The sequence below is a fragment of the Alicyclobacillus cycloheptanicus genome, assembly GCF_028751525.1.
Taxonomy (GTDB): Bacteria; Bacillota; Bacilli; order Alicyclobacillales; family Alicyclobacillaceae; genus Alicyclobacillus_L; species Alicyclobacillus_L cycloheptanicus.
In genome coordinates this window covers 3,003,802-3,028,696 of sequence record NZ_CP067097.1, presented here as the reverse complement: position 1 = coordinate 3,028,696, position 24,895 = coordinate 3,003,802, and the positions used below count along the sequence as shown (strand labels likewise).

General features: G+C 56.0%; 24 protein-coding genes, 1 other RNA gene and 1 pseudogene. All 26 read right to left on the bottom strand.

Annotation, left to right across the window (positions count from 1 at the left end):
- Positions 1 to 14 precede the first annotated feature (14 nt).
- Positions 15 to 650 (bottom strand): amidohydrolase, encoded by a 636-nt coding sequence (locus JI721_RS13975; RefSeq protein WP_274455475.1) that lies wholly within the window; start codon positions 648 to 650, stop codon positions 15 to 17.
- A gap of 205 nt (positions 651 to 855) precedes the next feature.
- A complete protein-coding gene (locus JI721_RS13970) occupies positions 856 to 1,113 on the bottom strand; it encodes an SDR family oxidoreductase (RefSeq protein ID WP_274455474.1) in 258 nt (85 codons plus the stop codon).
- A gap of 182 nt (positions 1,114 to 1,295) precedes the next feature.
- Complete coding sequence (locus JI721_RS13965; RefSeq protein ID WP_274455473.1) at positions 1,296 to 1,679, bottom strand: retropepsin-like aspartic protease; 384 nt, start codon at positions 1,677 to 1,679, stop codon at positions 1,296 to 1,298.
- Positions 1,676 to 2,020 carry a hypothetical protein gene (locus tag JI721_RS13960; protein WP_274455472.1) on the bottom strand — a complete coding sequence of 115 codons (345 nt, stop codon included), beginning with the start codon at positions 2,018 to 2,020 and terminating at the stop codon, positions 1,676 to 1,678. Before JI721_RS13960 ends, JI721_RS13965 begins: the two co-directional genes overlap by 4 nt.
- Before the next feature lie 316 nt (positions 2,021 to 2,336).
- Positions 2,337 to 2,861 carry an MFS transporter gene (locus JI721_RS13955; RefSeq protein ID WP_274455471.1) on the bottom strand — a complete coding sequence of 175 codons (525 nt, stop codon included), beginning with the start codon at positions 2,859 to 2,861 and terminating at the stop codon, positions 2,337 to 2,339.
- A 79-nt stretch (positions 2,862 to 2,940) separates the two neighbouring features.
- Positions 2,941 to 4,122, bottom strand: coding sequence for an MFS transporter (locus JI721_RS13950; RefSeq protein WP_274455470.1), 1,182 nt, complete (start codon positions 4,120 to 4,122; stop codon positions 2,941 to 2,943).
- A gap of 339 nt (positions 4,123 to 4,461) precedes the next feature.
- On the bottom strand, positions 4,462 to 4,617 hold the full coding sequence (locus JI721_RS17325; RefSeq protein ID WP_407654030.1) for a GNAT family N-acetyltransferase: 156 nt from the start codon (positions 4,615 to 4,617) through the stop codon (positions 4,462 to 4,464).
- Between the two features lie 165 nt (positions 4,618 to 4,782).
- Positions 4,783 to 5,229 (bottom strand): GNAT family N-acetyltransferase, encoded by a 447-nt coding sequence (locus JI721_RS13945; protein ID WP_274455469.1) that lies wholly within the window; start codon positions 5,227 to 5,229, stop codon positions 4,783 to 4,785.
- Between the two features lie 5 nt (positions 5,230 to 5,234).
- On the bottom strand, positions 5,235 to 5,756 hold the full coding sequence (locus JI721_RS13940; protein WP_274455468.1) for a YfiT family bacillithiol transferase: 522 nt from the start codon (positions 5,754 to 5,756) through the stop codon (positions 5,235 to 5,237).
- A gap of 396 nt (positions 5,757 to 6,152) precedes the next feature.
- The gene (locus JI721_RS13935; RefSeq protein WP_274454631.1) at positions 6,153 to 7,436 is read right to left on the bottom strand and encodes an IS110 family RNA-guided transposase; all 1,284 of its coding nucleotides are present in this window, start codon (positions 7,434 to 7,436) and stop codon (positions 6,153 to 6,155) included.
- Positions 7,437 to 7,703: 267 nt separating this feature from the next.
- On the bottom strand, positions 7,704 to 8,264 hold the full coding sequence (locus tag JI721_RS13930) for a class I SAM-dependent methyltransferase (protein WP_274455467.1): 561 nt from the start codon (positions 8,262 to 8,264) through the stop codon (positions 7,704 to 7,706).
- 675 nt (positions 8,265 to 8,939) lie between these two features.
- A complete protein-coding gene (locus JI721_RS13925; RefSeq protein ID WP_274455466.1) occupies positions 8,940 to 9,980 on the bottom strand; it encodes a tyrosine-type recombinase/integrase in 1,041 nt (346 codons plus the stop codon).
- Between the two features lie 285 nt (positions 9,981 to 10,265).
- An RNA gene (gene rnpB, locus JI721_RS13920) (RNase P RNA component class A) lies at positions 10,266 to 10,672 on the bottom strand.
- Positions 10,673 to 10,793: 121 nt separating this feature from the next.
- A complete protein-coding gene (locus tag JI721_RS13915) occupies positions 10,794 to 11,903 on the bottom strand; it encodes a Nif3-like dinuclear metal center hexameric protein (protein WP_274455465.1) in 1,110 nt (369 codons plus the stop codon).
- Positions 11,875 to 12,669, bottom strand: coding sequence for a tRNA (adenine(22)-N(1))-methyltransferase (locus JI721_RS13910; RefSeq protein ID WP_274455464.1), 795 nt, complete (start codon positions 12,667 to 12,669; stop codon positions 11,875 to 11,877). Before JI721_RS13910 ends, JI721_RS13915 begins: the two co-directional genes overlap by 29 nt.
- A gap of 78 nt (positions 12,670 to 12,747) precedes the next feature.
- Complete coding sequence (locus JI721_RS13905) at positions 12,748 to 13,329, bottom strand: YdcF family protein (RefSeq protein ID WP_274457875.1); 582 nt, start codon at positions 13,327 to 13,329, stop codon at positions 12,748 to 12,750.
- A gap of 182 nt (positions 13,330 to 13,511) precedes the next feature.
- The gene (locus JI721_RS13900) at positions 13,512 to 14,645 is read right to left on the bottom strand and encodes an acyl-CoA dehydrogenase (protein WP_274455463.1); all 1,134 of its coding nucleotides are present in this window, start codon (positions 14,643 to 14,645) and stop codon (positions 13,512 to 13,514) included.
- A 173-nt stretch (positions 14,646 to 14,818) separates the two neighbouring features.
- The gene (gene rpoD / locus JI721_RS13895; RefSeq protein ID WP_274455462.1) at positions 14,819 to 15,955 is read right to left on the bottom strand and encodes an RNA polymerase sigma factor RpoD; all 1,137 of its coding nucleotides are present in this window, start codon (positions 15,953 to 15,955) and stop codon (positions 14,819 to 14,821) included.
- Between the two features lie 24 nt (positions 15,956 to 15,979).
- Positions 15,980 to 17,785: a DNA primase gene (gene dnaG, locus JI721_RS13890; protein ID WP_274455461.1), complete on the bottom strand. Its 1,806-nt coding sequence runs from the start codon at positions 17,783 to 17,785 to the stop codon at positions 15,980 to 15,982.
- 425 nt (positions 17,786 to 18,210) lie between these two features.
- Positions 18,211 to 20,874 (bottom strand): pyruvate, phosphate dikinase, encoded by a 2,664-nt coding sequence (gene ppdK, locus JI721_RS13885; protein WP_274455460.1) that lies wholly within the window; start codon positions 20,872 to 20,874, stop codon positions 18,211 to 18,213.
- A complete protein-coding gene (locus JI721_RS13880; protein ID WP_274457873.1) occupies positions 20,871 to 21,683 on the bottom strand; it encodes a pyruvate, water dikinase regulatory protein in 813 nt (270 codons plus the stop codon). The genes ppdK and JI721_RS13880 overlap by 4 nt, the downstream gene beginning before the upstream one ends.
- 37 nt (positions 21,684 to 21,720) lie before the next feature.
- Entirely contained in the window at positions 21,721 to 22,350 is a 630-nt protein-coding gene (gene ccpN, locus JI721_RS13875; RefSeq protein WP_274455459.1) for a transcriptional regulator CcpN, read from the bottom strand.
- Between the two features lie 95 nt (positions 22,351 to 22,445).
- A complete protein-coding gene (gene recO / locus JI721_RS13870; protein WP_274455458.1) occupies positions 22,446 to 23,210 on the bottom strand; it encodes a DNA repair protein RecO in 765 nt (254 codons plus the stop codon).
- A 117-nt stretch (positions 23,211 to 23,327) separates the two neighbouring features.
- Positions 23,328 to 23,399 (bottom strand): annotated as a pseudogene (locus JI721_RS17320) (YqzL family protein); the annotation flags it as partial.
- 112 nt (positions 23,400 to 23,511) lie between these two features.
- Positions 23,512 to 24,438 (bottom strand): GTPase Era, encoded by a 927-nt coding sequence (era, locus tag JI721_RS13860; RefSeq protein ID WP_274455456.1) that lies wholly within the window; start codon positions 24,436 to 24,438, stop codon positions 23,512 to 23,514.
- Complete coding sequence (locus tag JI721_RS13855; RefSeq protein ID WP_274457872.1) at positions 24,438 to 24,860, bottom strand: diacylglycerol kinase family protein; 423 nt, start codon at positions 24,858 to 24,860, stop codon at positions 24,438 to 24,440. The genes era and JI721_RS13855 overlap by 1 nt, the downstream gene beginning before the upstream one ends.
- Positions 24,861 to 24,895: the final 35 nt, after the last annotated feature.

The window sequence follows — 24,895 nt, the reverse complement described above, 5'->3', positions numbered from 1 at the left end:
TCGTCGACCCAACGTCACACGCCCGGACCAAACACGACGCGTCCTTCGATCCATGTCGATTGAATCGGAATCGTCCTGATTTCGAGTGGGTGAACCTTCGTCGGATCTGCGCCCAGTACCACAAAATCTGCACGCTTTCCCGCCTCGATACTGCCCGCGTGCTGTTCGTCAAAATTCAATCGAGCCCCGTCGATGGTCATGGCCTTCAGCGCACGTTCCACGTCAATGCGCTGCGGTGCGCCCAACACTTCGCCGTCACGCGTCACGCGATTGACTGCCGCCCATACCGAAAACAAAGGAGAAATCGGCGTAATTGGACAATCGGAATGCAGTGTAAACAAGATTTTGCGCTCAACCGCATCCCGAAGCGGATTGATCCGACTGGCTCGCTCTGGCCCAAGAAACAGTCTGCGGTGCCGGTCGCCCCAATAGTAGACATGGTTGATAAAAAAGGACGCGGCCACACCCAGTTCCTGCATGCGATGCAAGTCTTCGACGGTTGCGGTTTGCACGTGTTCAATGCGGTGGCGGTGGTCCTTGCGCGGGGCCACCTGGAGACAGTGTGCGTAGGCATCCAAAATCGATCCAATCGCGCGGTCGCCGTTGCCGTGCGTCGCGAGCCGAAATCCTCGCTGGTGCAAATCCGCCATTTCGGTGTTCAGTTGGTCTTGATGGATCTTAGACGTCCTAAACGGAGATAAGCGGGATCGTACGGTGTTTGTGCAGCGTTCTGAGAAAGGGAAAAAATTGCATGTATGGGATACACATGAAAACGGTCGGTTTAGAACGAAAAACGGTCCTGTGTGGACGAAAATCACGATACAGGAACAACGGTCACGTCGTGTCGACAGAATGTCAGCTTTCGCCACCAACCCTGCCTGCGCACCACTCAGCAAACTCCGTGGCCACAATCCGCTCGCCCGTGATCCCGTCCGACGCCAGGAAGACAATCGGATCCGCCATGATGTACGACGGCGACTCGACCCCGGCACGAGACGGACCGTATCCGTATTGCACAAATCCTCTTCGACGCATAGTTTCGTAGTTCATGCTGATGTTGATGATCTTCCCGTGACCCTGCTCTACCATCATCGGTGCAATCCCACGGGCCACGAGGAAGTATCCTGTCAGGTTCGTGTCGATCGCATTCCGAAAGCCATCCGGCCGTCCCTCACGATTACCTCGAGTGAAACAGTTGGACCCGGACATTCAAGATTCCGACTGTCCTGGCTGTTCCGTTCAAAAGCCGCCCCACCCCACCTGGAAATGCACACAATGCCGGTTCAGCCAACACGTTAAGTGTGAGCTTGATGCATCTCAAGTCTCGATAGATCAAGCACGAAATTCCCAGCCATGAGCAAGTCTAGTCCGATCAATCCACTGATGTCATCATCAAGCCGTCCAAAATCCACCTGGAAGTCCGTCACGCTAAAGGTTCCAAATTCCAATCTGTCGATGCGCTTGCGATTGGCTATGTCCCGGCCACCGATACCAAAGGCAGTTACGATCTGGTCGCCGTCCTCTGGGGCAACGTCTAGGTTGTTTTCTACAGCGTCAAGGTTTACCCACGTATGCGCTGACCCGGTATCGACAATCATGTCGTGTAAAACCTTGGTATTCTCCTTATGCGTGATTGTAAGGGAAGCGATCAAGATCCCGTTGACAATCTTCATCTTCATGGCTTTACGGCCCGGACCATGGGCTTCACCACTACATTCATAATTATGTTCTCGTTTGACGTATGATAAATGAACCGCTTGCCTTTTGACTCTTTCAGTGCGTCCAAAGTTTCCTTCGAATCCCTCAGGGGGCGAATCAAAGATACTTCCTCTACAAACAGTTTTCCGTCTTCAATTCTCGACTTCAGGTCTTCGACAAGCACGAACTGATCAGGGAAAATCCTTCGTACCTCCGACCACAGCATTTGAATCACCGTCCTCAGCTTTTTATCATTGTACCATTTCGAATTTCCTGCAGGGAGATGGACGTTATAGCTTCTTGCAATGTCCTCTGCAATCAATTCCTGGTATAACCACGGACAAGACACCAATCCTTTGCTATGCCCAAACCGATTCTTCGCACTCTCGAAGTGGCGCTCAAACACTTATCTCCCCTAGTTGGCTGTCCGCCAATTGATTCCCATGGCCTTGGCGATTTCCGAGATTGAATAGTCCTCATGCTCGTAGAGAAACTAGATATACTGTTGCTGTGGCACTTTCAGCATCCTCTCTCATCTCCCTCAGGTTCTAGGCAACCCCAAGGGTAGAATTAGTAGAGTGGTGTTGCAAGTGCCTATTCACTTTCTGCCTCGCAAAACGCAGGCTAGCTCTGCAATTTTACGCTGCGGTCTTCTCACTTTTATTATGCGGAATACACGCTACGACTCCGCCTGCTGCTGCACCAATGACCTGGATCAACCCACTGGCTTGGGATTCGAGTCCATTGGCAGCCGCCAAATCATCTTTGGAAACGACGAGGGGGATTGCTGCACTGCGTGCTGGGCCAAACAGGACACCTGAGATGCCAAGCAATGCGGAATCTACATACAGAATCCAACTTGCATGAAACAGAACAGATAAAATCAACGCCAGAGCAAAGAATGTACGTACGAAGTCAGACATCATGAGGGTTCGTTTCTTCGGGAATCTGTCCACGAATGGACCGGCAAGAGGTCCCAAAATTACGAAAGGCAGTGACCGACAGAGTAGCACAAATCCCATTGCCGCTGGTAAATGCGTTAGCGTGAGTGTGACCTGTGCAAGTGCGACCTCGTTGAACCAGTTACCGAACTGACTCCCTACCGAAGCCAGCCAGAGGTTTCGATAGTTTCGGTTGGAACGCAACAACTGTGTACTGTTCATAGGTGCGTCCTCTCTTCAACGAACTCTTGTTTGCATCAACATAGCATTGTTCAACTTGAGCCACCATACACCGATGGTCCTACGCCCTCACCAAAACCATGCTTACCACGGCACATATCCACAGTACGCATGCCGAGATCCCGAATCCCCAAAGCCCGGAACTGAGTACCCCAGCCACTACACTCCCTCCACCAGTGAACGCAGAGCTTAAGCCGGACATCACAGTCTGAAATTTCCCCATCGCTTCCGCAGGAATTGTCCGCTGCATCGTACTTGCATATATCACATAGAGCAATCCGGTTATGATACTGCCGATGAAACTGGCGACAAATACTGTTGTAACGGATGGAAACAGGACCATAAGAATGTAACTCATGCCGACGAGACTGGCCATTCCAACGTACCACTTCCCTTCCTGCCCTTCATGAACTAATTTCGGAACCGAGGAAGACATCAGCCCGGCAAGCAGTTCACCCACCCCGGTTGTCATGAGTATTGGACTATACAACCAAGGCAAACGGAGCGTGTGCGCCGTGTATAGCGGAAGTGCTACATTGATGGCACCCATCGCAAAGTACATTCCCCCATCGACCACTAACATCTGTGTGAAGGCTTTGTTTCTCAGGATTTCGACGACCATTCGGCGAAAGGAGTTGATGATGCGCTGTTCGGAGGCTTGAACCGCAACCAAGTTGGGCCGAACCGGCCCGACAAGCAGCACCGTTCCAATGGCTAAAAAGTAGGTCATGGCGTCCGCATAGAATCCCAAACCGTATTGGCCTCTCTCAACAATCCAGCCGCCTAGCGCCGTCCCAACCAAATTGCCCTCCATAAATGTGGACTGGAACGCTCCGTTGGCAGACTCCAATGCTTCATCCGAAACTAAGGCGGGGATATATATGGAGACCGTGGGTGACAACAGGGTCAGGCCAATGCCGAGCACCGCACTGGAGACCACAGTCAGTACAAAACTGAAGCCTACCATCGGGATCGCCCCGATCCCCACACCGCAAACCGCAAGTGCGACGATGGTTGACTTCCATGCGCCAAGCCGATCAACTAAACCTCCCGCCCACAGGGCTAATACGATGCCAGGGAGTTCTCTGGCTACGAAGACCACGCCGAGTAGTAGAGAGCTATGAAAATGGGCCAACACGTATAAAGGCAAGGCAACGGTACTCATTGCGCTGCCCAGAGTCGACAAAGTGGAGCCCAGGAGAAACATTCGCAAACGGCGGTTATTCATCAGCAAACGGATCATCGTATTCTCCTTTCTGAACACAAAAAAGACCGCAACAGAATGTTTCCTGCCACGGTCGGGGATCGAACCGCAAATCTGTTCGGCTATGCCCTCCGGCTATGTCTCACACCGGAAAATGGGCATACCTGTCCCCTGCGACGTTGCTGCAAGTTGAAAACGAACGTGCAGATTGCGCAGGGACATTGGGTGTAACCTCCATCATCTTGAGCTTATACCTAGTATACCAGCCGAACAGGGGAGTGTAACCGTACCGATTTGCCGCCCCTCACCCAAACACGGGATCTACAATTCCAAACAAGCAGTTACGTCCGCCGGGCAAACCGGTTGTACGCAGAACCATCACAGAGACACCACCACTTCGCTAAAGCCGGAACACGACAGCCGGCCCATGGAGGAGGTTTGTTCATTCGGAACATCGATCCACACTCGCCCCTTCCAATCGGAATACAGGCTTCGAGCTAGGTCGATGGCCGCCTCCCCGTTTTGTGCAATCACAGATCCAATAACAAGCAGGTTGCCCCTCCTCCACGGACAGCGCAAAGCCTGTCACATTGCCAGATTCGTCACGCAGCACTGCACCTGCATGTAGGTATCGGAACAACGCTTCATAGACCCCGTGTCTATTTGCTCCAAATGAGGTTTCGTCGAGATGGATCATGTCTAACAAGTCACTCTTTTCAAGCATCGACACGTTTTGCCTAGAGTTTTCATCTTACCACGAAAAGCAGAATCTGCCTCGAAGCGATGAACATATCCGACGGTGCGGAACCCAAGTGACTCATACAGCAGAAACCCCTGTTCTGTTGTCACAAGTGTGACCGGTGAATGGATCCGTTCCGCTTCTATCAGGCACCTCATGACAATCCGCTTGCCGAGTCCTTTCCGCTGATAAGCTAGGAAGATAACAACGCCCAGGGACGCCAACTCACTTCCATATGTATAAAGGCCGGCACTCGCAATCAGTTGTCCGTCGTGCCGATATCCGAGCACAGTGCCCTTAGGCGCAAGAAGTGACCCAGCCTGATCCGTGGTGATTTTCCATCCAACACTCTTGGCCAAGGCTTGTAATTCGGTGGTATCTCTTTCTTCTCGCAAGTCTTCGGCCAAACCTTCTACCATCCCATTCGTTCTCGAAAAGCCTTGATTTGAGCCGTATGGTGCCTGTCATGCCATGAATATACACCCAGCGCTTTATCCAAACTCCAAACCCCACTTGCCGGATGGACAAACGTACGAGAGAAGTCTTCAGTGGACATGCCATTGAGTAATGCAGCCCAGCGTTCATGGATCAATTCAAATAATCGCAACGACGAACTTACCGGCGCGCTTTGATCCGGTAACTCCGCCCACAAATTCTCCATGGCAGGCAGGATCTGTGGATTCTCTTCAGTCAACGCATGCTTGAATCGGGTATACACGAGCACGTCGTTTTCCGCTAAATGGTGAACAATTTGACGTACGGTCCAACCGCCCTCCCGATACGGTGTGTCAAGTTGCTCGGGCAACAAGCTTTCCACAGCCTGATTGAGTTTGGAGGGTGCGTCAACAATGTCCTTGATCCAAGCTTTCCGTTGCTCGTCGGATACCTCCTGTATCGGTACAAACTTTCCAAGTGGGTAACGTACTTCATCCATCTCGCTCGCCTCCCTCAATGATCTTTTGTTATCTCTCGTTTTCTCGCTCATTCGTAGCATTTTGCATTTGACTCAGCGGGCGAATGATGTCAGACTCCCCGTAGTGGGAATCTTCGGGACATGGTTTGTGCGTCCCCTATAGGGGATAACTCCCCGTTTTCAAAAATTTGGTCGCACCGTGGATCTCCACAAACACCTTCGCGGCGTACCCTCCCATGTCTCACAGGGTCCTGACTTCGGCCCTTTGCATTCCATCGTTCAGCCTGTCGAAGGGTGGAGGCCAGTTAAGCTCCTATGCAGGGTCATGGCCCGAATGGAATGTATCGTACCGGCTTCTCCGTGCTTCGTTTGTCTATTGCAGCCCTTGCGTACGGTTGAGCGAGTTTCGATTCCTTGTTACGCAGCAAACAGCTGAGCCGAGCGAACGGGTCCCATTGCCTTTTCAGGGTCGTATGGGACTTGCTTACGCCCGAGAGTGAACAAGATGCGAATCAGCTTACAACACAGGGCAATCAGCGACGACATGGGCCGCAGCGGGTTATCCACACGCGTGGTGTAATACTGGTGCAGCGCCTGAAACTGTGGATTCTTTGCCACCAGAATCAGCACGCAGCGGTACAGCAACGCGCGTAATCTTGGCCGTCCGCGTTTTGTGATCTTTGTCTGACCTTTGTGTTTGCCGGAACTGTTCTCCTTGAGATTGAACCCGGCAAGTTTTTGAACCTGTCGCCAGTGTTCGTAGGCGGACAGTTCCTCCACTTCGGCCAGGAATCCTGCCACGGTGACGACGCCCACGCCAGGTACACTGAGCATCTGAGCGGCTCCCGAAATTCGGTCCAGCAAACGCTCGATTTGCTCCAGCAGATCGCTTAACTGCTCCTGCAACAAGTCATATTGGTCAAGCAGCATCTTCAACTCCTGGCGTGCCATCTGCAGTCCTTCGGTTAACCCAACCGATTGGGAGGCCATTTCCACAAGGTATGTGGCCCGTTTTTTGCCAACGCCCCGCGAAATGCCATGTTCCCTCCACATGTGGACAATGTCTTCTGCTGCTTTAGCCTGAATGTCCTGTGGGCAAGGGCACTCGTGCAGACACACCAGCGCTGCTTTACCCTCCCAGTCCCGAAATACCTCCGTAAACTCCGGAAAGAACCGGTCGAGCCAGTTGTGGATACGGCCCTGCACTCGCTTGAGGTCTTCGATTAGACGCTCTCGTTGGTTCATCCCCACGCGCAGCTCAGCGTAGATATCCTTGGGGATGTTGGGTACGGAGTAGCGTCCGTCTTTGACCAACTGCGAGATGACGCGGGCATCCTTGTGGTCATTCTTCGTCGGATTATTGTCGTCCAGCTCTTTGCTCTTTTTCACGTGCAGGGGATTGACCAGAACGACGTCAATCCCGTGTTGGCGAAGAAATTGAGCTAGATTCATCCAATAGTGTCCGGTGGGCTCGACGCCGAACACCACATTGTCACAGCCGTGATCGGCCATGAGCGTGCGCATCCACGCAAGAAGCTTTTCCATGCCGCGTCTGGTATTGTCAAAGGACAGAGGCCTGCCAAGCTCAATACCGCGCGCATTGCTCGCACGTGCCACATGTATTTTCTTGGCAATGTCTGCACCGACGACCAAGGTTGAATCTGTGATGCGGCGAATCTTACGGTTTTGCGATATACTCATGTTGTCGTACGACCTCCCGATTCGTGTTGCTGTGCCAACTCAACACTATCAGGAGGTTTTCTTTGCCTCAAACCCGGAATTACTTCATTACAGGAATGCTCCTATATCCATTTTACTAGGAGAAAACGTCTGTCCCAAGCATACATAAGCAAAGTCTTCCCCGCTATCAGTGACGTTACCAATCGCAGTGTTCGGAAACGCTCGAACGGAATCGGTTTGACCGCAAATGGCGGTAAAAATGAAGTTCACTTCAGCACCTATAGGGCTCTATTTCTTGCGAAAAACGTATCCGTCGAAATAGCCACGTTCGTCCTCATATGAAATGTATTCCATCAGTTCAAGGGATTCATTCACATCAACGTATTCCCTTTCGGTATAGCAAAAATCCTTGCCGAATCCTTTTTCATCATGTTGCCTCGTGTTGAAGGAGGTCATAAGCAAAATACCGTCAGGTCGAAGGACGCTTACCATTTCGTTGAAGGTATGTAATTCGGGCTTGAAATGCAGGACAATGACATTTTTGAACGATCCCAGGTCAGTCAGTGTGCCTTGTACGTTCAAGTCACGATGATGAGTCTTCACGTGCAATCCTTCGTTCGCTGAGAAGGTTTCGAGACGTCTTAGACCCTGCTCCGAAAAATCAACTCCTGTTACAGAAAACCCAGTCCGAGCCAGGAATATTGCATGTCTGCCGTCTCCACAAGCAACGTCGAGAACTGTCCCCGGACGCAGCAGATGCGTGCGCTGGACAAGGAATTCCTCCGGTTGAAATAAGTTTGGACCTCGATTAGCGTATTTCTTGTTCCAGCGTTCGTGCTCGTCGTTCACGATTAGTAGCCCCTTCTTCACTGTGTCACACGTTTGGATCTTTTATCTTTGCCTTCGTGGCATGAAACTCAGTCTCCTGCTAGGACACTCCCTATAAGAAGGGCTGCGGAGACGGGGGGGGGGGGCAACCTTGGAATCTCTCACAAAGGCGTCTCAGATCAACTTGCTATCAGCTACTCATCAGACAGTGCCCATCGAGAACCAAATCAACGTCTCACATGCATACCTTCAATGTCGAAACCCATTTTCCGGTACAAAGCGACTGCTGCCTCATTGCGCCTCGTGAGGGTGAGCTCGACCCAATGTGAGCCAGTTCGTTTAACCCAACTTCCATTGCCTGAAACAGTGCCTCCTATGCCTCGAGCTCACGCTTCGCCACATCCTGTGTCGACTCGCTTATCCCGCCCACTCATCCGGCCAGGGGTGATTGGTGGGAGCTGTAGATCAAATACTTAGCCAATGTCGCCACGGCCAGGGCTTCGACTTAAGTTCCGTTGTACCGCAGAAGGATTGGTACTCATTCATAACTTATCTGGCGTCCCTTCGCCCTTATAGGAAGACTACTCTGTCAGTATACATTCACCACGTATGAACCAAGGGCGACTGGTCAACGTCTTTGAAAGAAAACAAACCGTATGTAAACCGGCCTACTTACGGTCGGCCGGTTCCTCCAAATCAAGCAGCTTCGTCTTCCTCAAAACCATCCGTGAGATTTACTCCAGACAGGATAGCCTCTTTCCAAACATCAAGTGTATGCTGTACTTCTGACCGTGCCCTCTTAACATAAAACTTCTTCGACGTTTGTTCACCCAAGTGCCCGACGAACATCTGTACCAGTTTCCCATCCTCCGTACGGCTCAACTCTGACATCAACAGAGTCCGGAAATCCTTAGGGCAAAGATTGATGCCGACCCTCTCACCGAGACGTTTGATCACCTGACGAATCCCCCTAGCCGACAAGCCTCGTTTGCCGCCCTGGCTTGGGAAAATCGGGTCATCCGCTTTTGCGCCGTACTTTTCCCTCATCTCCTGTAGCCACTGAAACAGATACGTTGGCACCACAAACGTCCCAGGCTCGTTCTTTTTCTTCCGTTCTATCGTGATCTTGTTCCACTCTAAATCCATCCAGGTCAGTTCAGCCAATTCGGAAGTACGTGGTGCAAAGAGGATCAAGAAGTGTAGCATGACCCGATCACGCAATCCCAGGCGATAATCGTACTTCAATGACAGCAGTTGATTTGCGACGTCCACAGTCAACGGGCAAGGTCTCTTTGGCACCGACAGCAACCTATTATGCCGACTGTTGGGCCCCTCGATATAGTCAAGTGGATTGTTTTCCATTTGTCTGAACAGAACCATGACCCGAAAGAACGAGGAAAGCGTATCCAGATGATGCTGAATAGTCGTCCCTGAAAGTTTGCCACCTCGCATGCTTTGGCGAGTGCAGAGGTACTCCCGATATTTCGCTGTGTACCAGCCGTTCATTTCTGAAATGAGGCATGGCCGCAGATTTTCATGAGCCCAAATGGAGAACTCCTTGAGATGACTGCTATATGAAACGTAGGTCTCTACAGACACATTCTGGCCTTGCCAGTGGCTTTTTGCCAGTTTAATCGCCTCCGCCACGCTGAGCTTCTCAACGGGTTGGGGGTCGCAATGTCCGAACTGCTGCACAGATTGCTGAAAAAAGTTTGCGTTCGGATTTCGCCTCGCCACCGTTTATCCTCTCCCTTCGGCTCTGTTGTCTAAAAGGAGAGTAGCAGGTGGTGTCCGAAAAAGTCCAAAATTACAGCACCGAAATTTTGTAGCCTTGTATCCTTCGCATAACCCCCCTGTTTGGAGCCTATAACAACCTTGCATAACCTGTCCTCTTTTGGGACAATGACCCCGAGGTCCGTGGTAGAAAGTTGCATCGAAAAGTTCGTATCATGGAAGGCTTTTCGGGAAAAAGTGCAAATAAGTCGAAACCCGCAAGGCTGAAAGCCTTACGGGTTCTAGGCTACGGGAAGCTAGCCTGTAAGCGGAGTCCTGTACTCCTGTGCTGCAAACGGCGTTTGAGGCGCCTCGCACGTTGGAGCGGCAACCATCTATCTAGACCGACTGTTGCCAGCCGGTTCAAGCGACCTACCCGAGTGCGCGGCGGGCCACCGCATGTGCACTCCTACCCGGTCTTGCTCCGGATGGGGTTTACCTAGCCAGGCTGTCTCCAGCCTGCTGGTGCGCTCTTACCGCACCGTTGCATCCTTGCCTGTGCGGCGCAAGGCGCCGCCATCGGCGGTCTCCATTTCTGTGGCACTTTCCCTAGGATTGCTCCCGCCGGACGTTATCCGGCATCCTGCCCTGTGGAGCTCCGACTTTCCTCCCGTGCAGCCTTTCGGCCTTGCACCGGCGGTTGCCCAGCTAACTCCCCGTTTGAGTCGACGCACTTCAGTATACGCGCGGGCTGGCTTCATCTCAAGTGCAAATGTTTCCTCGCACGTTTCACCGTCCGCGATGGATGTAAATACGACGGATGTAGAAGCAATGGATTTATATCCAATGAAACGGGTCTTCGTGCACGTCCGCGATGGTGACCTGCAGGCTGTGGCCAAACGCTTGGTCGATCACGCTTTTCACCCGTTCCAACACCGGCCGCTCGAGGGCAGCGTGCGTCGCGTCGATCACGGCGAGCCCTTCTTCCCATGCTTCTGCCACCACATGGTGGTCACAGTCCGACGTGACCAGCACCTGTGCCCCCTGCTCAATCGCCTTAGCGACCCATCGACCGCCGGATCCGCCCAGCACCGCCACGCGCTCCACCAACAGGTCCGGGTTTCCGCCGAAGCGAATGTGCGTGAGTCCCAGGGACTGACGGACTTGGTCGGCAAACACCCCTAACGAGGTCGGAGCGGGCAGATTCCCCACGCGGCCGATGCCGTAGGGCCGGCCCATGATTTCCAGCGGATACAGGTCATACGCGACTTCCTCGTAGGGGTGTGCCTCGAGCATCGCGCGAATCACGCGCTCCGTCTGCGATGCCGGCACCACCGTTTCAATACGCACCTCATCGGTCGCCGTGATGGAACCAACCTGGCCGATGTACGGCTGCGTCCCCGCGAGCGGCAGAAACGTCCCGGTCCCCGGCGTGTTGAAGGTGCAGTGGCTGTACTGACCAATGTGGCCCGCGCCTGCGCTGCACACTGCGTCCCGAACGGCTTCGGCGTGGGTCGTCGGCACAAAGACGACCAGTTTGCGCAGCTGTTCGTTCTTCATCCGGTCGAGAATCTCGACATCCTTCAGACCCAGCCGTTCTGCCAGCACGTCGTTCACGCCGCCCTCGGTCACATCGAGGTTCGTGTGCGCTGCATAAATGGTGAGGTCGTGCAAAATCGCCGTCGCGATGGCCCGCCCCCGCCAAGTCGAGGTATCGAGTTTTGGCAGCGGCCTGTAAAACAGCTCGTGGTGCGTGATGAGCAGGTCCGCCTGCGCCGCGGCCGCTTGTTCGATCACGGCGCAGGACGCATCGAGCGCCAGCCAGACGCGCCGCACCGGTCGGTCGGTGCGCCCCACCTGCAGTCCCACCGGATCGTTCGGAAACGCCAAACTGGGCGGCGCAAACTGTTCCATGACATCAATGACATCCTGTATGGTTGTTGCCACACTCCGTCCCTCCTGTGGCCTCGCGGCTTGCCGTGATTGGATCCCCCACATTGTGCAGCCAGCCTTCCAGCCAGGCCCTGCGGGCCAACAGGGCCTCCGCCTGCTGCGTGACCGCCGGTCGACGGCTCGCTTTCATTCGTTCGTATCGTTCCCCCCAGCGCTGCACTGTATCTGCCACATGCGCCCGCACGGACGCATTCGGAGACCTTAGCAACTGCGGGCCAAACATCCAAGCCATCTCCAGTGCGACGCGATCGGCATGATAGCCCTCATACTCCACTGGCTCGCCTGGTTCGGCTGCGATGATTTCGTAGTATTTGCCACCGTCCGTCAGTGCGCACTCTGTCACAAGGCGAAAGCCGTGCGTAAAGAAATAGGCGCGGGCGTGCTGGGCGAGATTCATGGGCTGCACAATGATGCGCCGCGCCGCGCCCACGACGGATGGTGTGCCAGCCAGAATGTCGCGGATGGTCGCGCCGCCCATGCCGGCGATGACGATGGTCTGTGCTTCACCCGGTCCAACCGTCGCAAGCCCGTCCCCGCAGCGCACAGAAATACGCTCGGACAGTCCGTGCGCTTCCACATTTCTCCTGGCCACGTCGGCAGGACCGTCGGCAATGTCGGTCGCGATGACCCGTGCAGCCACGCCCGATTGAATCAGGTAAATCGGCAGCAAGGCGTGGTCGGTCCCGACGTCGACAACGACCGACCCTGGGGGAATGACATCCGCGATGGCCTGCAGCCGATGTGAGAGTGAAATTGACAAATGCCCACCTCGACACGGCCGGAATGGTCCGGCCAATGGTTCTTTCGTCCGCTGTCCGCAAGCAGGGTTGTGTACGGCTCAAATGGCTGCTTGCCCAGTCACAGTATACTTGATTCTGGCCAGAACCTCACGGTAGGCGGTACGCAGTTCACGCTGCGTCGACCAGGCAGCGTAGCCGGTGGCGTTCATGCCAAGCTGCCGTGCCACGGCGAGGGCCCGCGGCAAGTGGTAGTCGCTGGTGATAATCACGGCCGTCTTCAGATGGTACGTCTGCATCAGAGACATGCTGTTGCGCAGGTTCTCCCACGTATCCCTGGAGCGGCGATCTTCGAGGATGACTTCCGGCGGTACGCCGTTTAAAATGAGGAACCGCTTCATCGAGCTGGACTCCGCGACCGTTTCGTCTTCTCCGCGGCCGCCGCTGACGATGAGTACGCGTACATAGCCATGCCGATACAGGTGCAGGGCCGCACGAAGCCTGGCGACCAACGGGTCGCTGGGGCGGTACCCGTCGGTATACGCCCCGAGCACAATGCCCGTGTCCGCTGGCAGCGGCCGCTCCCTGCGTCCCTGCCGGCGAATGCCATAAGCGGCGGCTCGCAGAAAACCAAAGGCAAGCAGCACAACACATGCGCTTCCGGCGCAAATGAAGTAGATCACAGACAAAGTGTGGCCCCCCGTCACTTCAGCCGCAATCGGTCACTTTCCTGCAGTGACCGTCCCTGTACTACTCTACGACGAGGGGCTTGTTTTAGAATCATCGATTTCGCAGGTTCGCTTACTGCAACTTCCGTTTGAGGAGGCACTGGGCGAGCGCCGGGTGCCCCCCTCTGCCCCCGCAACTAACAACCGAGATGACGGGCAATCACGAGACGCTGCACTTCGGAGGTTCCTTCGCCGATTTCAATCAGCTTGGCGTCCCGGTAATTTCGTTCGACCGAGTACTCCCGCATATACCCGTAGCCGCCGAGAATCTGAACGGCTTGCTCACAGGTCCGGGTGCACATCTCGGAAGAGAACAGCTTCGAATACGACGCCTCCAGTGAAAATGGCTTACCCTGGTCGCACAGCCAAGCTGCTTTCAGCATGGCGTTCCGCGCCAATTCGATGTGCATCGCCATGTCCGCCAGTTTGTGCTGAATGGCCTGGAATTTGGAGATGGACTGGCCAAACTGGACACGCGTCTTGGCGTACGCTAAAGCTGTTTCAAACGCAGCGCGCGCGATGCCGATGGCAAGTCCGGAAATGGCCACGCGGCCGCCGTCGAGTGTCGACAAAAACTGTTTGAACCCGGCATTGAGCGGGCCAAGCAGGTTTTCCTTCGGAACGCGGACATCCTCCAGGATGAGTTCGACCGTGTTGGACGCGCGCATCCCCAGCTTTTCGTACGCTTTGCTGACGCTGAACCCTGGCACATTGGTGGGCACGATGAACGCGCTGATTCCGCGGTTCTCCTTGTCGGTGACGGCGGTCAACACGACCGTGGACGCCACGCCGCCGTTGGTGTTAAAAATTTTCGTGCCGTTGATGACCCATTCGTCTCCATCGAGGGCGGCCGTCGTTTTGGTTCCCCCGGCATCCGAACCGGCCCCCGGTTCAGTCAGTCCAAACGAACCCAGCGACTCTCCTCTCGCCAGCGGCACGAGATACTTCTTTTTCTGCTCTTCTGTGCCGTAGAGATAGATGGGTGTGCAGGCCAATGAAACATGCGCCTCAAAACTGAGTCCAGTTCCGCCGCACGCACGGCCAATTTCCTCCACCGCCAGGCAGTAACTCACCATGTCCCCGCCTGATCCGCCATACTCTTCGGGGAAAGGAATGCCCAAGAAGCCCAGCTCCCCCATCTTGCGGAAGGTCTCCAGCGGAAACGCCTCGGTCCGGTCCCATTCGGCCGCGTTCGGTGCGATTTCAGCCTCTGCAAATTCCCGGACGGTGTCCCGAATCATTTTTTGTTCCCTGGTCAGTTCGAAATCCACGATGTTTCCCCTCCCTTGTCACAGTCTCCATTATACACGGAACAGGACGCCAACAGAAAACGCTTGCAGAGCAAAGCACAGCAGTGTTTCCACCGAAAGCGTGTTTCACTTGAAACAAGCCCCCACGAACGCGAAAAGGCCGCCCGAAGGCGGCCGCAGCAAACCCTGATCGCTTATTCGAGGAAGTCCTTCAACCGCTTGCTCCTGCTTGGATGCCGGAGTTTGCGCAACGCTTTGGCCTCGATTTGGCGGATGCGTTCCCGCGTCACGCCAAAGACCTTGCCTACTTCCTCCAACGTCCGCGTTCTGCCGTCATCCAGTCCGAACCGCAAGCGCAGGACGTTCTCTTCCCGTTCTGTGAGGGTGTCCAGAACGTCTTCCAATTGTTCCTTCAGCAGCTCGTACGCTGCAGCGTCCGCCGGCGCAGGCGCCTCATCGTCAGGGATAAAGTCCCCTAAGTGCGAGTCATCCTCTTCACCAATCGGCGTTTCCAACGAAACGGGCTCCTGAGCGATCTTCTGGATTTCGCGCACCTTTTCCGGTGTCATGTCCATCTCCGCAGCAATTTCCTCGGCGGTCGGCTCACGTCCCAATTCCTGAAGCAGCTGACGCGAGATGCGAATCAGCTTGTTGATGGTTTCAACCATATGCACAGGAATCCGAATCGTTCTCGCCTGGTCGGCAATCGCCCGTGTGATGGCCTGCCGAATCCACCAGGTTGCATACGTGCTGAACTTGTAACCCTTCCGGTAATCAAACTTCTCCACGGCTTTGATGAGCCCCAAATTACCTTCCTGAATCAAATCCAAGAACAGCATCCCACGGCCAACGTACCGCTTTGCGATGCTGACCACCAGGCGAAGGTTGGCTTCCGCGAGCCGCCGCTTGGCTTCTTCGTCTCCTTCTTCAATCCGCTTGGCAAGCTCAATCTCCTCTGCAGCGGAGAGCAAAGGAACACGGCCAATCTCCTTCAGGTACATCCGAACCGGGTCGCTGATTTTGACACCGGGCGGCATGGTCAGGTCATTCAGATCAAAGCGCTCCTCTTCCTGGTCGCGCTCCTGGCTCTCATCGTCCTCATCTTCTTCATCGTCGCGTTCGTTGATCACGTCCACCCCCTGCTCGGACAGGTGATCAAAGAACTCATCCAACTGGTCCGGATCGAGGTCGAAAGCGCCGAGTCGATTGACGATTTCAGTATAAGTCAACGAACCACGCCGTTTTCCCAACTGCACCAGCGCAGCTTTCGCATCCTGAAGGGTCAGTCCACGTTCCTCTTCGCGGGCCGCTTCTCTTTGTATCTCTTTCATTGTCCCCCGCCTCCTTTACCCCACTTACACGCTGTGAGGTGATTTCAACTGCGCAATGGCAGACTTGCACGCTTCGACTTGCGCCCCCAGAGCTTCCGCAGTCGATTCATCACCCTGTCGTCTTGCCTCATCGCTCTGTTTGGCATACATCAATAACTGCGCCTGCAATTGATGCAGCCGAATCGTCCGAAGGTAATCTTCGAGAACGTCGGCATGAAATTCAGGCATTGCATCTATCAACAACGAGGATGCATACCCTCGCAGCTGCGGATCATCCAGTTGATCAATGAACGCCGCCGCATCCCCATCGGGATGTTCGGCACGAAAACTGTAAAACAAGGCCAACAACGCCGTTTGTTCTTCCGTGGCGAGTTCATCCACGCCACGTTCCATCAAGGTATGAAACGCTTGCGGGTCCGTAAACAGCCCTTGCAGGATTCGTTCGCCAGCCCGAACGGCTCCGTTGACCACACGAACCGGCGTTCGCGGCAAGGGTTCCGACCGCCGCTTCACGCGGCGCTCTTTGCTCACCTGCTTTGAAATCAGCGCCAATTCTTCCATCAGGGTTGACACGGAAACCTCAAACTCATTCGCCAGACGTTTGACCGCTGCTTCCTGCTCAATCGGTGTGCCCCGTGATGCCAGGATATGCAAGGCTTCCCGAATGAAGTCGGTTCGTCCAACCGACGTTGATAAATTCGCACGCGCGCGGGCTTCCTCAATGAGGAATTCGACCGGCGACCGGGCCCCCGCCTCGACGTATCGGACAAACGCTTCCGCCCCGTGCGCCTGAACAAACTCGTCTGGGTCGACGCCCGCTGGAAATAACAAAACCCGTACATCCAACCCGACGGGTTCAGCAACTTCGAGCGCGCGGCGAGCTGCTTTCCTGCCGGCATCATCCCCGTCGTACGCAATGACAAGACGCTCTGCACTGCGCTTTAACAGCAGCGCATGTTCTTCCGAAAAGGACGTTCCCAGACTGGCGACACAGTTGTGCAAACCAGCCTGCCAGGCAGACATGACATCCATGTACCCCTCCAGCAGGACGGCTGTCTGCGACTTGCGAATTTCCCGCCGGGCGCGGTGGTACTGAAACAACACCTGCCCCTTTTTGAACAACGGGGTTTCCGGCGAATTCAGGTACTTGGGCTTCTTATCCGGCTGCAACACACGACCACCAAAGGCAATCACCGCTCCTTGCGCATCAAAGATGGGGATGATCACGCGATCGCGAAATCGATCGACCACCTTGTCGCCAATCTGAACTGCCAAACCCGCTTCGACCAACAAGGTTGGTTCAAAGCCGCGCCGCGACAGGAATGACACCAAGGTCGTTGGATGGTCGGGCGCGTAACCCAGTCGAAAGTCGACAATGGTCTGCCCGGAAAATCCTCGGCGTTTTACATAAGACAGGGCTTGCACACCGGCATCGGTATTCATTAGAATATAGTTAAACAATTTTGACGCCAGCTCGTGTGCTTCCTTCATGCGTTGGATACGCGAGGAACCCTTGGATTCCTGTTCGGGCACAGTAAACGGCACTGACAGGTTCGCCCGTTCCGCTAGACGAACGATGGCATCCTGAAACGCCAGGCCTTCAATGTCCATTAAAAAGCGGATGACTGTGCCCCCTGCGCCACAGCCGAAACAGTAGTACATCTGTCGGTCTGCAGAGACAGAAAAAGAAGGTGTGCGTTCATTATGGAACGGACACAGCCCAATGAAAGACCGCCCACTGCGCCGGAGCTGGACGTATTCCGATATTACGTCCACAATGTCCGTACGTCGACGGACCTCTTCAACGAACGAATCGTCAATTCTCGCCAAACAACCACCCTCTTCCACCCACTTGGGACTTCAGTGATGGATGGACAACTGGTTCATCGTTCGTTGAACACTGTATGTTTTATTCTACAATGTGCGTCCGTTTTCCTCCTTTGACATGAAAATGCGTAGAGGTCGTTCGTCAAGAAGCGACATCTTCGTGACGAAAGCCCGCACCTGTGCCAAGCACGGCGCGGGAAACCGGACATTCCTCAGGACGGTACCTGCCGAATCAGGCAACCTTCTTGTCAGTCCCTAGTATCGACGGGGTCATACAAAATTATCCTTACAATTTTGAAGGGGTTTCAGAATCCGCATGCCCACAGCATGCACGCCGTAACGCTTCCCGCTTCCGCCCGAGCCAATGTCCCCGCATTCCATTCATATGGCACGGCCCTCGTACTTATGTGTACGAGGGCCGAGGGGTCCTAGCCCGCAACGGCAGCCTGCGCAGCCGCCAGCCGGGCCAAGGGGACCCGGAACGGCGAGCAGCTGACATAATGAAGGCCTTGCTCGTGGCAAAAGCGAATGGAATTTTTCTCCCCGCCGTGCTCCCCACAGATGCCCAGCTTCAGCGCCGGATTGACGCCCCGCCCCAGTTCGGCAGCCAGATGAATCAGCTTTCCAACACCGGACTCATCCAGAACCGCAAACGGATTCTCCGGTAAAATCTTTTCCGCCGTGTAGTGGTGCAAGAACTTCCCTTCCGCGTCATCGCGGCTGAACCCGAAGGTGGTCTGTGTCAAATCATTTGTGCCAAACGAGAAAAATTCGGCTTCCTGCGCAATTTCATCCGCTGTCACAGCTGCCCGCGGCACTTCAATCATCGTGCCCACGATGCACGGAACGGTTACCCCGGTCTCCTCCGCGACAGCTGCCGCCACGCGCTGCACAAGTTCCTTCATGCGCCGCAGTTCCTCCCGATGCCCCACAAGCGGAATCATCACCTCCGGCCGCGGCTGATGGCCCTCCCGAAGCAGCTGAACGGCCGCCTGAAAAATGGCCCTGGCCTGCATTTCATAAACTTCCGGGAACGTCACCCCTAAGCGACACCCGCGGTGTCCCAGCATCGGGTTCAACTCGTGCAGCTGCCGCACTTGACCCAGCAGGGCGCTGACGTCTTCCAGCTCCTGCTGGGTTTGCTCGGCCTCAAGCCCGGACACATACTGAAGCTTGGTCTGCAAAGCCGCCTGGTGCGCGACGAGTTGCTCGAGGTTCGGCAAAAACTCATGAAGCGGCGGATCGAGCAGACGAATGGTCACGGGCAGCCCGTCCATGGCCTTCAAAATTCCATAAAAGTCGCCTTGCTGCATCGGCAGCAGCCGCGCCAGCGCCGCGTTTCGCTCCTCCAGCGTCTTCGCCAGAATCATCGACTGCACCACCGGAACACGCTCAGGTGCCATGAACATATGCTCTGTGCGGCACAACCCGATGCCCTGTGCACCGAACGCACGGGCTTTTTCGGCGTCTTCCGGGTTGTCGGCGTTCGCCCGCACCTCGAGCCTGCGCACTTCGTCCGCCCAGCCGAGCAGCGTTCGGAAGTCCTCCGACAGCTCCGGGCGGACATGCGCCACCTCGCCGCGCAGCACGCGCCCGGTAGCACCGTCGATGGAAATCACGTCGCCTTCCCGAAACGTATGCGATCCGATTTGAACCGTCTTGGTCCGCATGTTGATTTGCAGCGCGTCGCAGCCGCACACACACGGCTTGCCCATCCCGCGGGCGACGACCGCCGCGTGACTGGTCATGCCGCCGCGGCTGGTCAAAATCCCTTCGGCTGCCAGAATGCCGTGAATGTCCTCCGGCGTCGTTTCCGTTCGCACCAGCAGCACCTTTTCGCCCGCCTTGGCCCGTGCCTCTGCGTCGTCCGCGCTGAGTACGATTTTCCCAGACGCCGCCCCAGGAGACGCCGGCAAACCGGTCGCCAGCACGTCAACCTCGTGGTCTGGGTCAATGCGCGGGTGCAGGAGCTGGTCAATCTGGTCGGGATCGACACGGGTCAACGCCGTTTTCTGGTCAATCAACCCCTCGTTCACCAGCGCGACGGCAATCCGCACGGCCGCCTCCGCGGTGCGTTTGGCGCTGCGCGTCTGCAGCAGGTAGAGGCGCCCTTGTTCGACGGTAAACTCGATGTCCTGTACGTCCTTGTAGTGACGTTCCAGCTGGTCGCAGACTTGCAGGAACTGGTTGTAAATCGCAGGCATCTCGTCGGCGAGCTGGGCGATGGGCTTGGGCGTCCGAATGCCCGCCACGACATCTTCGCCTTGTGCGTTGGTCAGGTACTCGCCGAACACACCGGGCTCGCCGGTCGACGGGTTGCGTGTGAACGCCACCCCGGTGCCCGAGTCCTCGCCCATATTGCCGAACACCATGCTCTGCACGTTCACTGCTGTGCCCAGTTCATCTGAGATTTTATGAATTTTGCGGTAGACGATGGCGCGCTGATTGTTCCAGGACCGGAAAACCGCCTCAATCGCCATGCGCAGCTGCTCATACGGGTTTTGCGGAAAGGGCCGCCCCGTCTCCCGCTCGACCAGCTTCCGAAAGCGCGCGATGAGCTTTTGCCAGTCTTCGGCCCGCATCTGCTGGTCATCCTTGACCCCAACGGAGTCCTTCACGTCATCCAGCACCTGCTCAAACTGGTAGTGCGGCAAACCAAGCACCACGTCGCCGAACATCTGAATGAACCGGCGGTAACAGTCGTAAGCAAACCGCTCGTTCTGCGTGCGTCTTGCCAGGCCTTGAACCGTCTCGTCATTCAACCCCAGGTTCAGCACGGTATCCATCATCCCGGGCATGGAAATTGGCGCGCCGGAGCGAACCGACACGAGCAGCGGATTGTCTGCGCCCCCAAATTGCTTTCCGGCAGCTTCCTCCAGATGGTGGACCGCTGTCTCGATTTCCGACCACATCTCTGCACTGAGCGCACCGCCTTGTTCGTAAAACGCGTGGCAGGCCGGCGTGCCAATGGTGAAGCCCGGCGGCACAGGCAGTCCCGCCCGCGTCATCTCCGCCAGGTTGGCACCCTTGCCGCCCAGCAGCATCTTGTCTGCCGCCCGGCCCGTCTCAAACGGATATACCCACTGACTCATGCCTGCCGCCCCTTTCGCGCCACAATCTCCAGGATGATCCCGGCGGTTTCCTCCACCGCTCGGTCGCTCACATCAATCACGGGACAATTCAGCCGGCGCATGATTTCCTCTGCATACTCCAGCTCGGAAGAGATTCGTTCGTAGCTCGCGTAACTCGCCTGCGGGGTGAGGCCCAACGCTTTTAAGCGCTCCTGTCGAATCAAGTTCAGCTTCTCCGGGCGAATGGTCAGGCCGACAATTTTTCGCTTGTCTTTCAATTGGAACAACTCATCCGGGGGCTGAACCTCCGGCACGAGCGGCACGTTGGCGACGCGCATCCGCCGGTGCGCCAGGTACATGCTGAGCGGGGTTTTCGACGTGCGGGAGACGCCGACCAAGATGATGTCGGCTCGGGTCAATCCCCGCGGATCACGACCGTCGTCGTACTTGACAGCGAACTCAATGGCTTCCACCCGGCGAAAATACTCTTCGTCCAACTGGTGAACCAGGCCTGGTTTCCCATGTGGGGGCTGCCCGATCAAGTCCTCGAGTGCGTCAATCATCGGACCCATGATGTCTACGGTGCGAACCCCGGCTTCGCCGGCTGCCGCCGTCAGGTACGCCCGCAGTTCTGGCAGCACCAGGGTGAACGCGATGAGCGCACCCTCTTCCTTGGCGCTTTGTACCGTCTCATCAATGACAGACGTCTCATGGACATGCGAAACGCGCCGCAGGTCGACCTGGCCGCCGTCAAACTGACTGGCGGCAGCGCGGGCCACAAATTCGGCCGTCTCTCCAACAGAATCTGATACGATGTACACAATCGGCATGGTCACAGTCCCTTCGTCCCCCTCCGGCATGGTCCCGTCATACGTCCCGGTATTGGCCAAGTTCCACAAATGCGCGGGTGATGGTCGTTTTCGACACCCGTCCCACCACCTCGTTTCCGCTGTCTCGCACGACCGGCAGCGAGTCCACCTCGTGCCGCATCATCAGCACGGCCGCATCGTACAGCGAAGCATCCACATCCACAGTGACGACGTTCGGGGTTCGCGTCATGACGAGACTGACCGGAACCTTGTGAATGTCGTTCCCGCCGATGGCCACCTTCAATAAATCCTTTCGCGAGACGACACCGACCAGCTGCCCGCTGCGCACCACAATCAACGTGCCGACGTCTTCCGTAAAGAGCGTCACGACGGCGTCGTACGCGGAGCTGGTTTCCTCAATCACCGTCGGAACCGATTTATAATCGCGGACCCGCAGTTTGCGCAGGCTTTCCCCGAACAAGTCGGCGTTCTTCTTGCCGCTGTAAAAGTAGCCGACGCGCGGCCGTGCATCGAGAAACCCGGCCATGGTCAGAATCGCCAGGTCGGGCCGCAGCGTGGCCCGCGTCAGCGACAACTGTTCCGCAATCTGTTCGCCTGTAATAGGGCCCTTTCGTTTAACAATCTCGAGAATGGTTTCTTGGCGCTTCGACAGTTCGATTTTCTTCACCGCCCGAAATGTGCCATACTATATAGCTGGTTTTCATAAATAGTATATAGCATTCAAACGGTGTTTTCACCTGTTTTGTCGTGAACGATGTTCCGTTATTCGTTGGTGATGCTTTCGAGAATCGTACGAGACTTGAGGGATAATCCCGCAAAGTCCAGCAGCTGAGCGCGCAGAATTTCATTCAGCGTGCGCCGGCTTGCTTCCGACAGCCGAATCTGACCGAGCCGCTCCCACGGGACCCGGCTGAAGCTCTCCAGCGCGCGGGGCAGCGCCGGACTTGCTGGAATGAGCCGGCTTCGCACACCAACGGCCTCATCTGCCGCTTGGCAGCGCTGACAGAGAAACCCGCCCTCCGTGCTGCTGTAGCCGACGGTCCCTTCCAGGGGCTGGGTGCATCGCACACAGCGTGTCCAATCTGGACTGGCACCACTCATCCGCAGCACCTTGGCCTCCCACACCCGCGCAAATACGCCGGCCATGGCCGGCTCGGCCAGCAGCCGCTGAAGTGCACCCTCGAACTGCGTGTACACCGCATGCGAACCATGCGGGCGTTCTTCCGCGACCGCGTGCACCAGTTCACAAAAATAGGCGGCATAAGCCGCCAGGTCAAGATTTTCGCGCAAGGGCCGCCTGGCATCCAGGATTTCGACCTGGTTGAGACTGCCCATCCCGCGGTTCTGATACAGCGTATACATTCCCTTCACAAACAGTTGGACACCAGCTGCCAGACGGCTTTGCGGCTTTTTGGCACCCCGCGCCATCGCAGCCACTGTTCCGTTTGGTGTCAGCAAGGTGACAATCGCATGCGTTTCGCCGTACGCGATCGACCGAATGACGACCGCTTCTGTGTTATAAATCAAGTTCGCTTCGTCTCCGTCTTCGAGTTTGTGGACACCTTCTTCGGTGTACGGCGCTCCATCAGCCGCCGGCTATGACCCCTTGCGAACGGCTCCCTTCAGAGCCCGAGCGACCTGTTCATGCTTTTTATACAACAAGTAAGCGCCAATGTCACCGGTCAACGTGAAGTATCTCCAAGAAAAGTCCCGCAACCAAATCAACCTCCTCTTGAGAGTTCCCTTTAGCTGCGCGATTGAGGTGCCTCACGATTAGGTTGCCGCCGCCATATCGGCTTATACTATGCATCGTTTACCAGCCTTGTGCCTAGTCGCGCTCTTCAAAGCCGAAGCGTCTCAGCCAACCCGGTTCATTGCGCCAGTCCTTTTTCACCTTCACCCACAACTCCATGTAAATTTTTGAGCCGAGCAGCGCCTCCAGCTCCTGACGGGCCAACTGTCCGACCTGCTTCAGCATGGCGCCGCGCTTGCCAATCAAAATCCCCTTCTGGCTGTTGCGCTCTGTGTAGATCACGGCGCCGACGTACAAAATCCCGCCGGGATCGCGGCGTTCCAGCTGCTCAATCTCCACCATCACCGAGTGCGGCACTTCTTCCCGCGTCAGGTGCAGCACCTTCTCCCGAATGACTTCCGCGATGATGAACTGCTCCGGATGGTCGGTCACCATGTCGTCCGGGTAATACTTGGGCCCTTCGGGCATCTGTTCGAGAATCAGCTGCTTCAACGCCTCCAGCTGCGTACCCTTGCGCGCACTCACGGGGACAATCTCCTGGAATGGGTAGAGCGTGCGGTACGTGTCAATGAACTTAAGCAATTCTGGTTTGGGCACTGCGTCGACCTTGTTGATAACGAGGTAGACGGGGGTTTGCACGTCCCGCAGGCGGTCAATCACGGGCCGGTCCAAATCGGGGCGGTTCTCGGTAGCATCGCACACCACCAGCACCACGTCCACTTCTTTCAACGCGTTCTCCGCCGCGGTCACCATCAGCTCCCCAAGCTTGTGATGCGGCTTGTGGAGACCAGGCGTGTCGATAAATATCAACTGCGCCTCGTCCGTCGTCAGGACCCCGTGGATTCGATTTCGCGTCGTCTGGGGACGGTTCGACATAATCGCAACTTTCCGACCAATCAAGGCGTTGAGCAAGGTGGACTTCCCGACGTTCGGGCGCCCAACGATTGCCGCAAACCCCGACCGATACTTGATTTTCTGAGGTGCCTTGCCCCCATTTGCCATTACTGAACCGCCTCCTGACGAATCGAGTCTTTTGCAAATATCGCACCGGCCACCGCCCACAACAGGAGGACCAACGCGCACAGTGTTACGACCATGCCTGCTGCGTGCTGCATCGTCAACAACCGCCACTGCCACGGCCATGTTTGCCACCCCACGTAAACACCCACGACCAGCGCGCCAGCCGCGAGCAGCAGCACGCTGCCGGCGGCTGCATCCTTCGCCACCTGGATGGCGCGCAGCTGCCGGCCCGCGGCGAGGTGATTGGCGAGCGCTTCCAGTGCGGTATTGACAAGCTCTGCCGAAATCACCACGGTGCAAGCGAGTACGTCGAGCATGACGAACAACAGCGCCGGCCGCACAATCAAGTTGAAGACCATGACACACAGGGCCGCCGCGAAGTGCACTTTCATGTTGCGTTCCATGCGCAAGGTTCTGGATACCCCTTGCCCGGCGTATC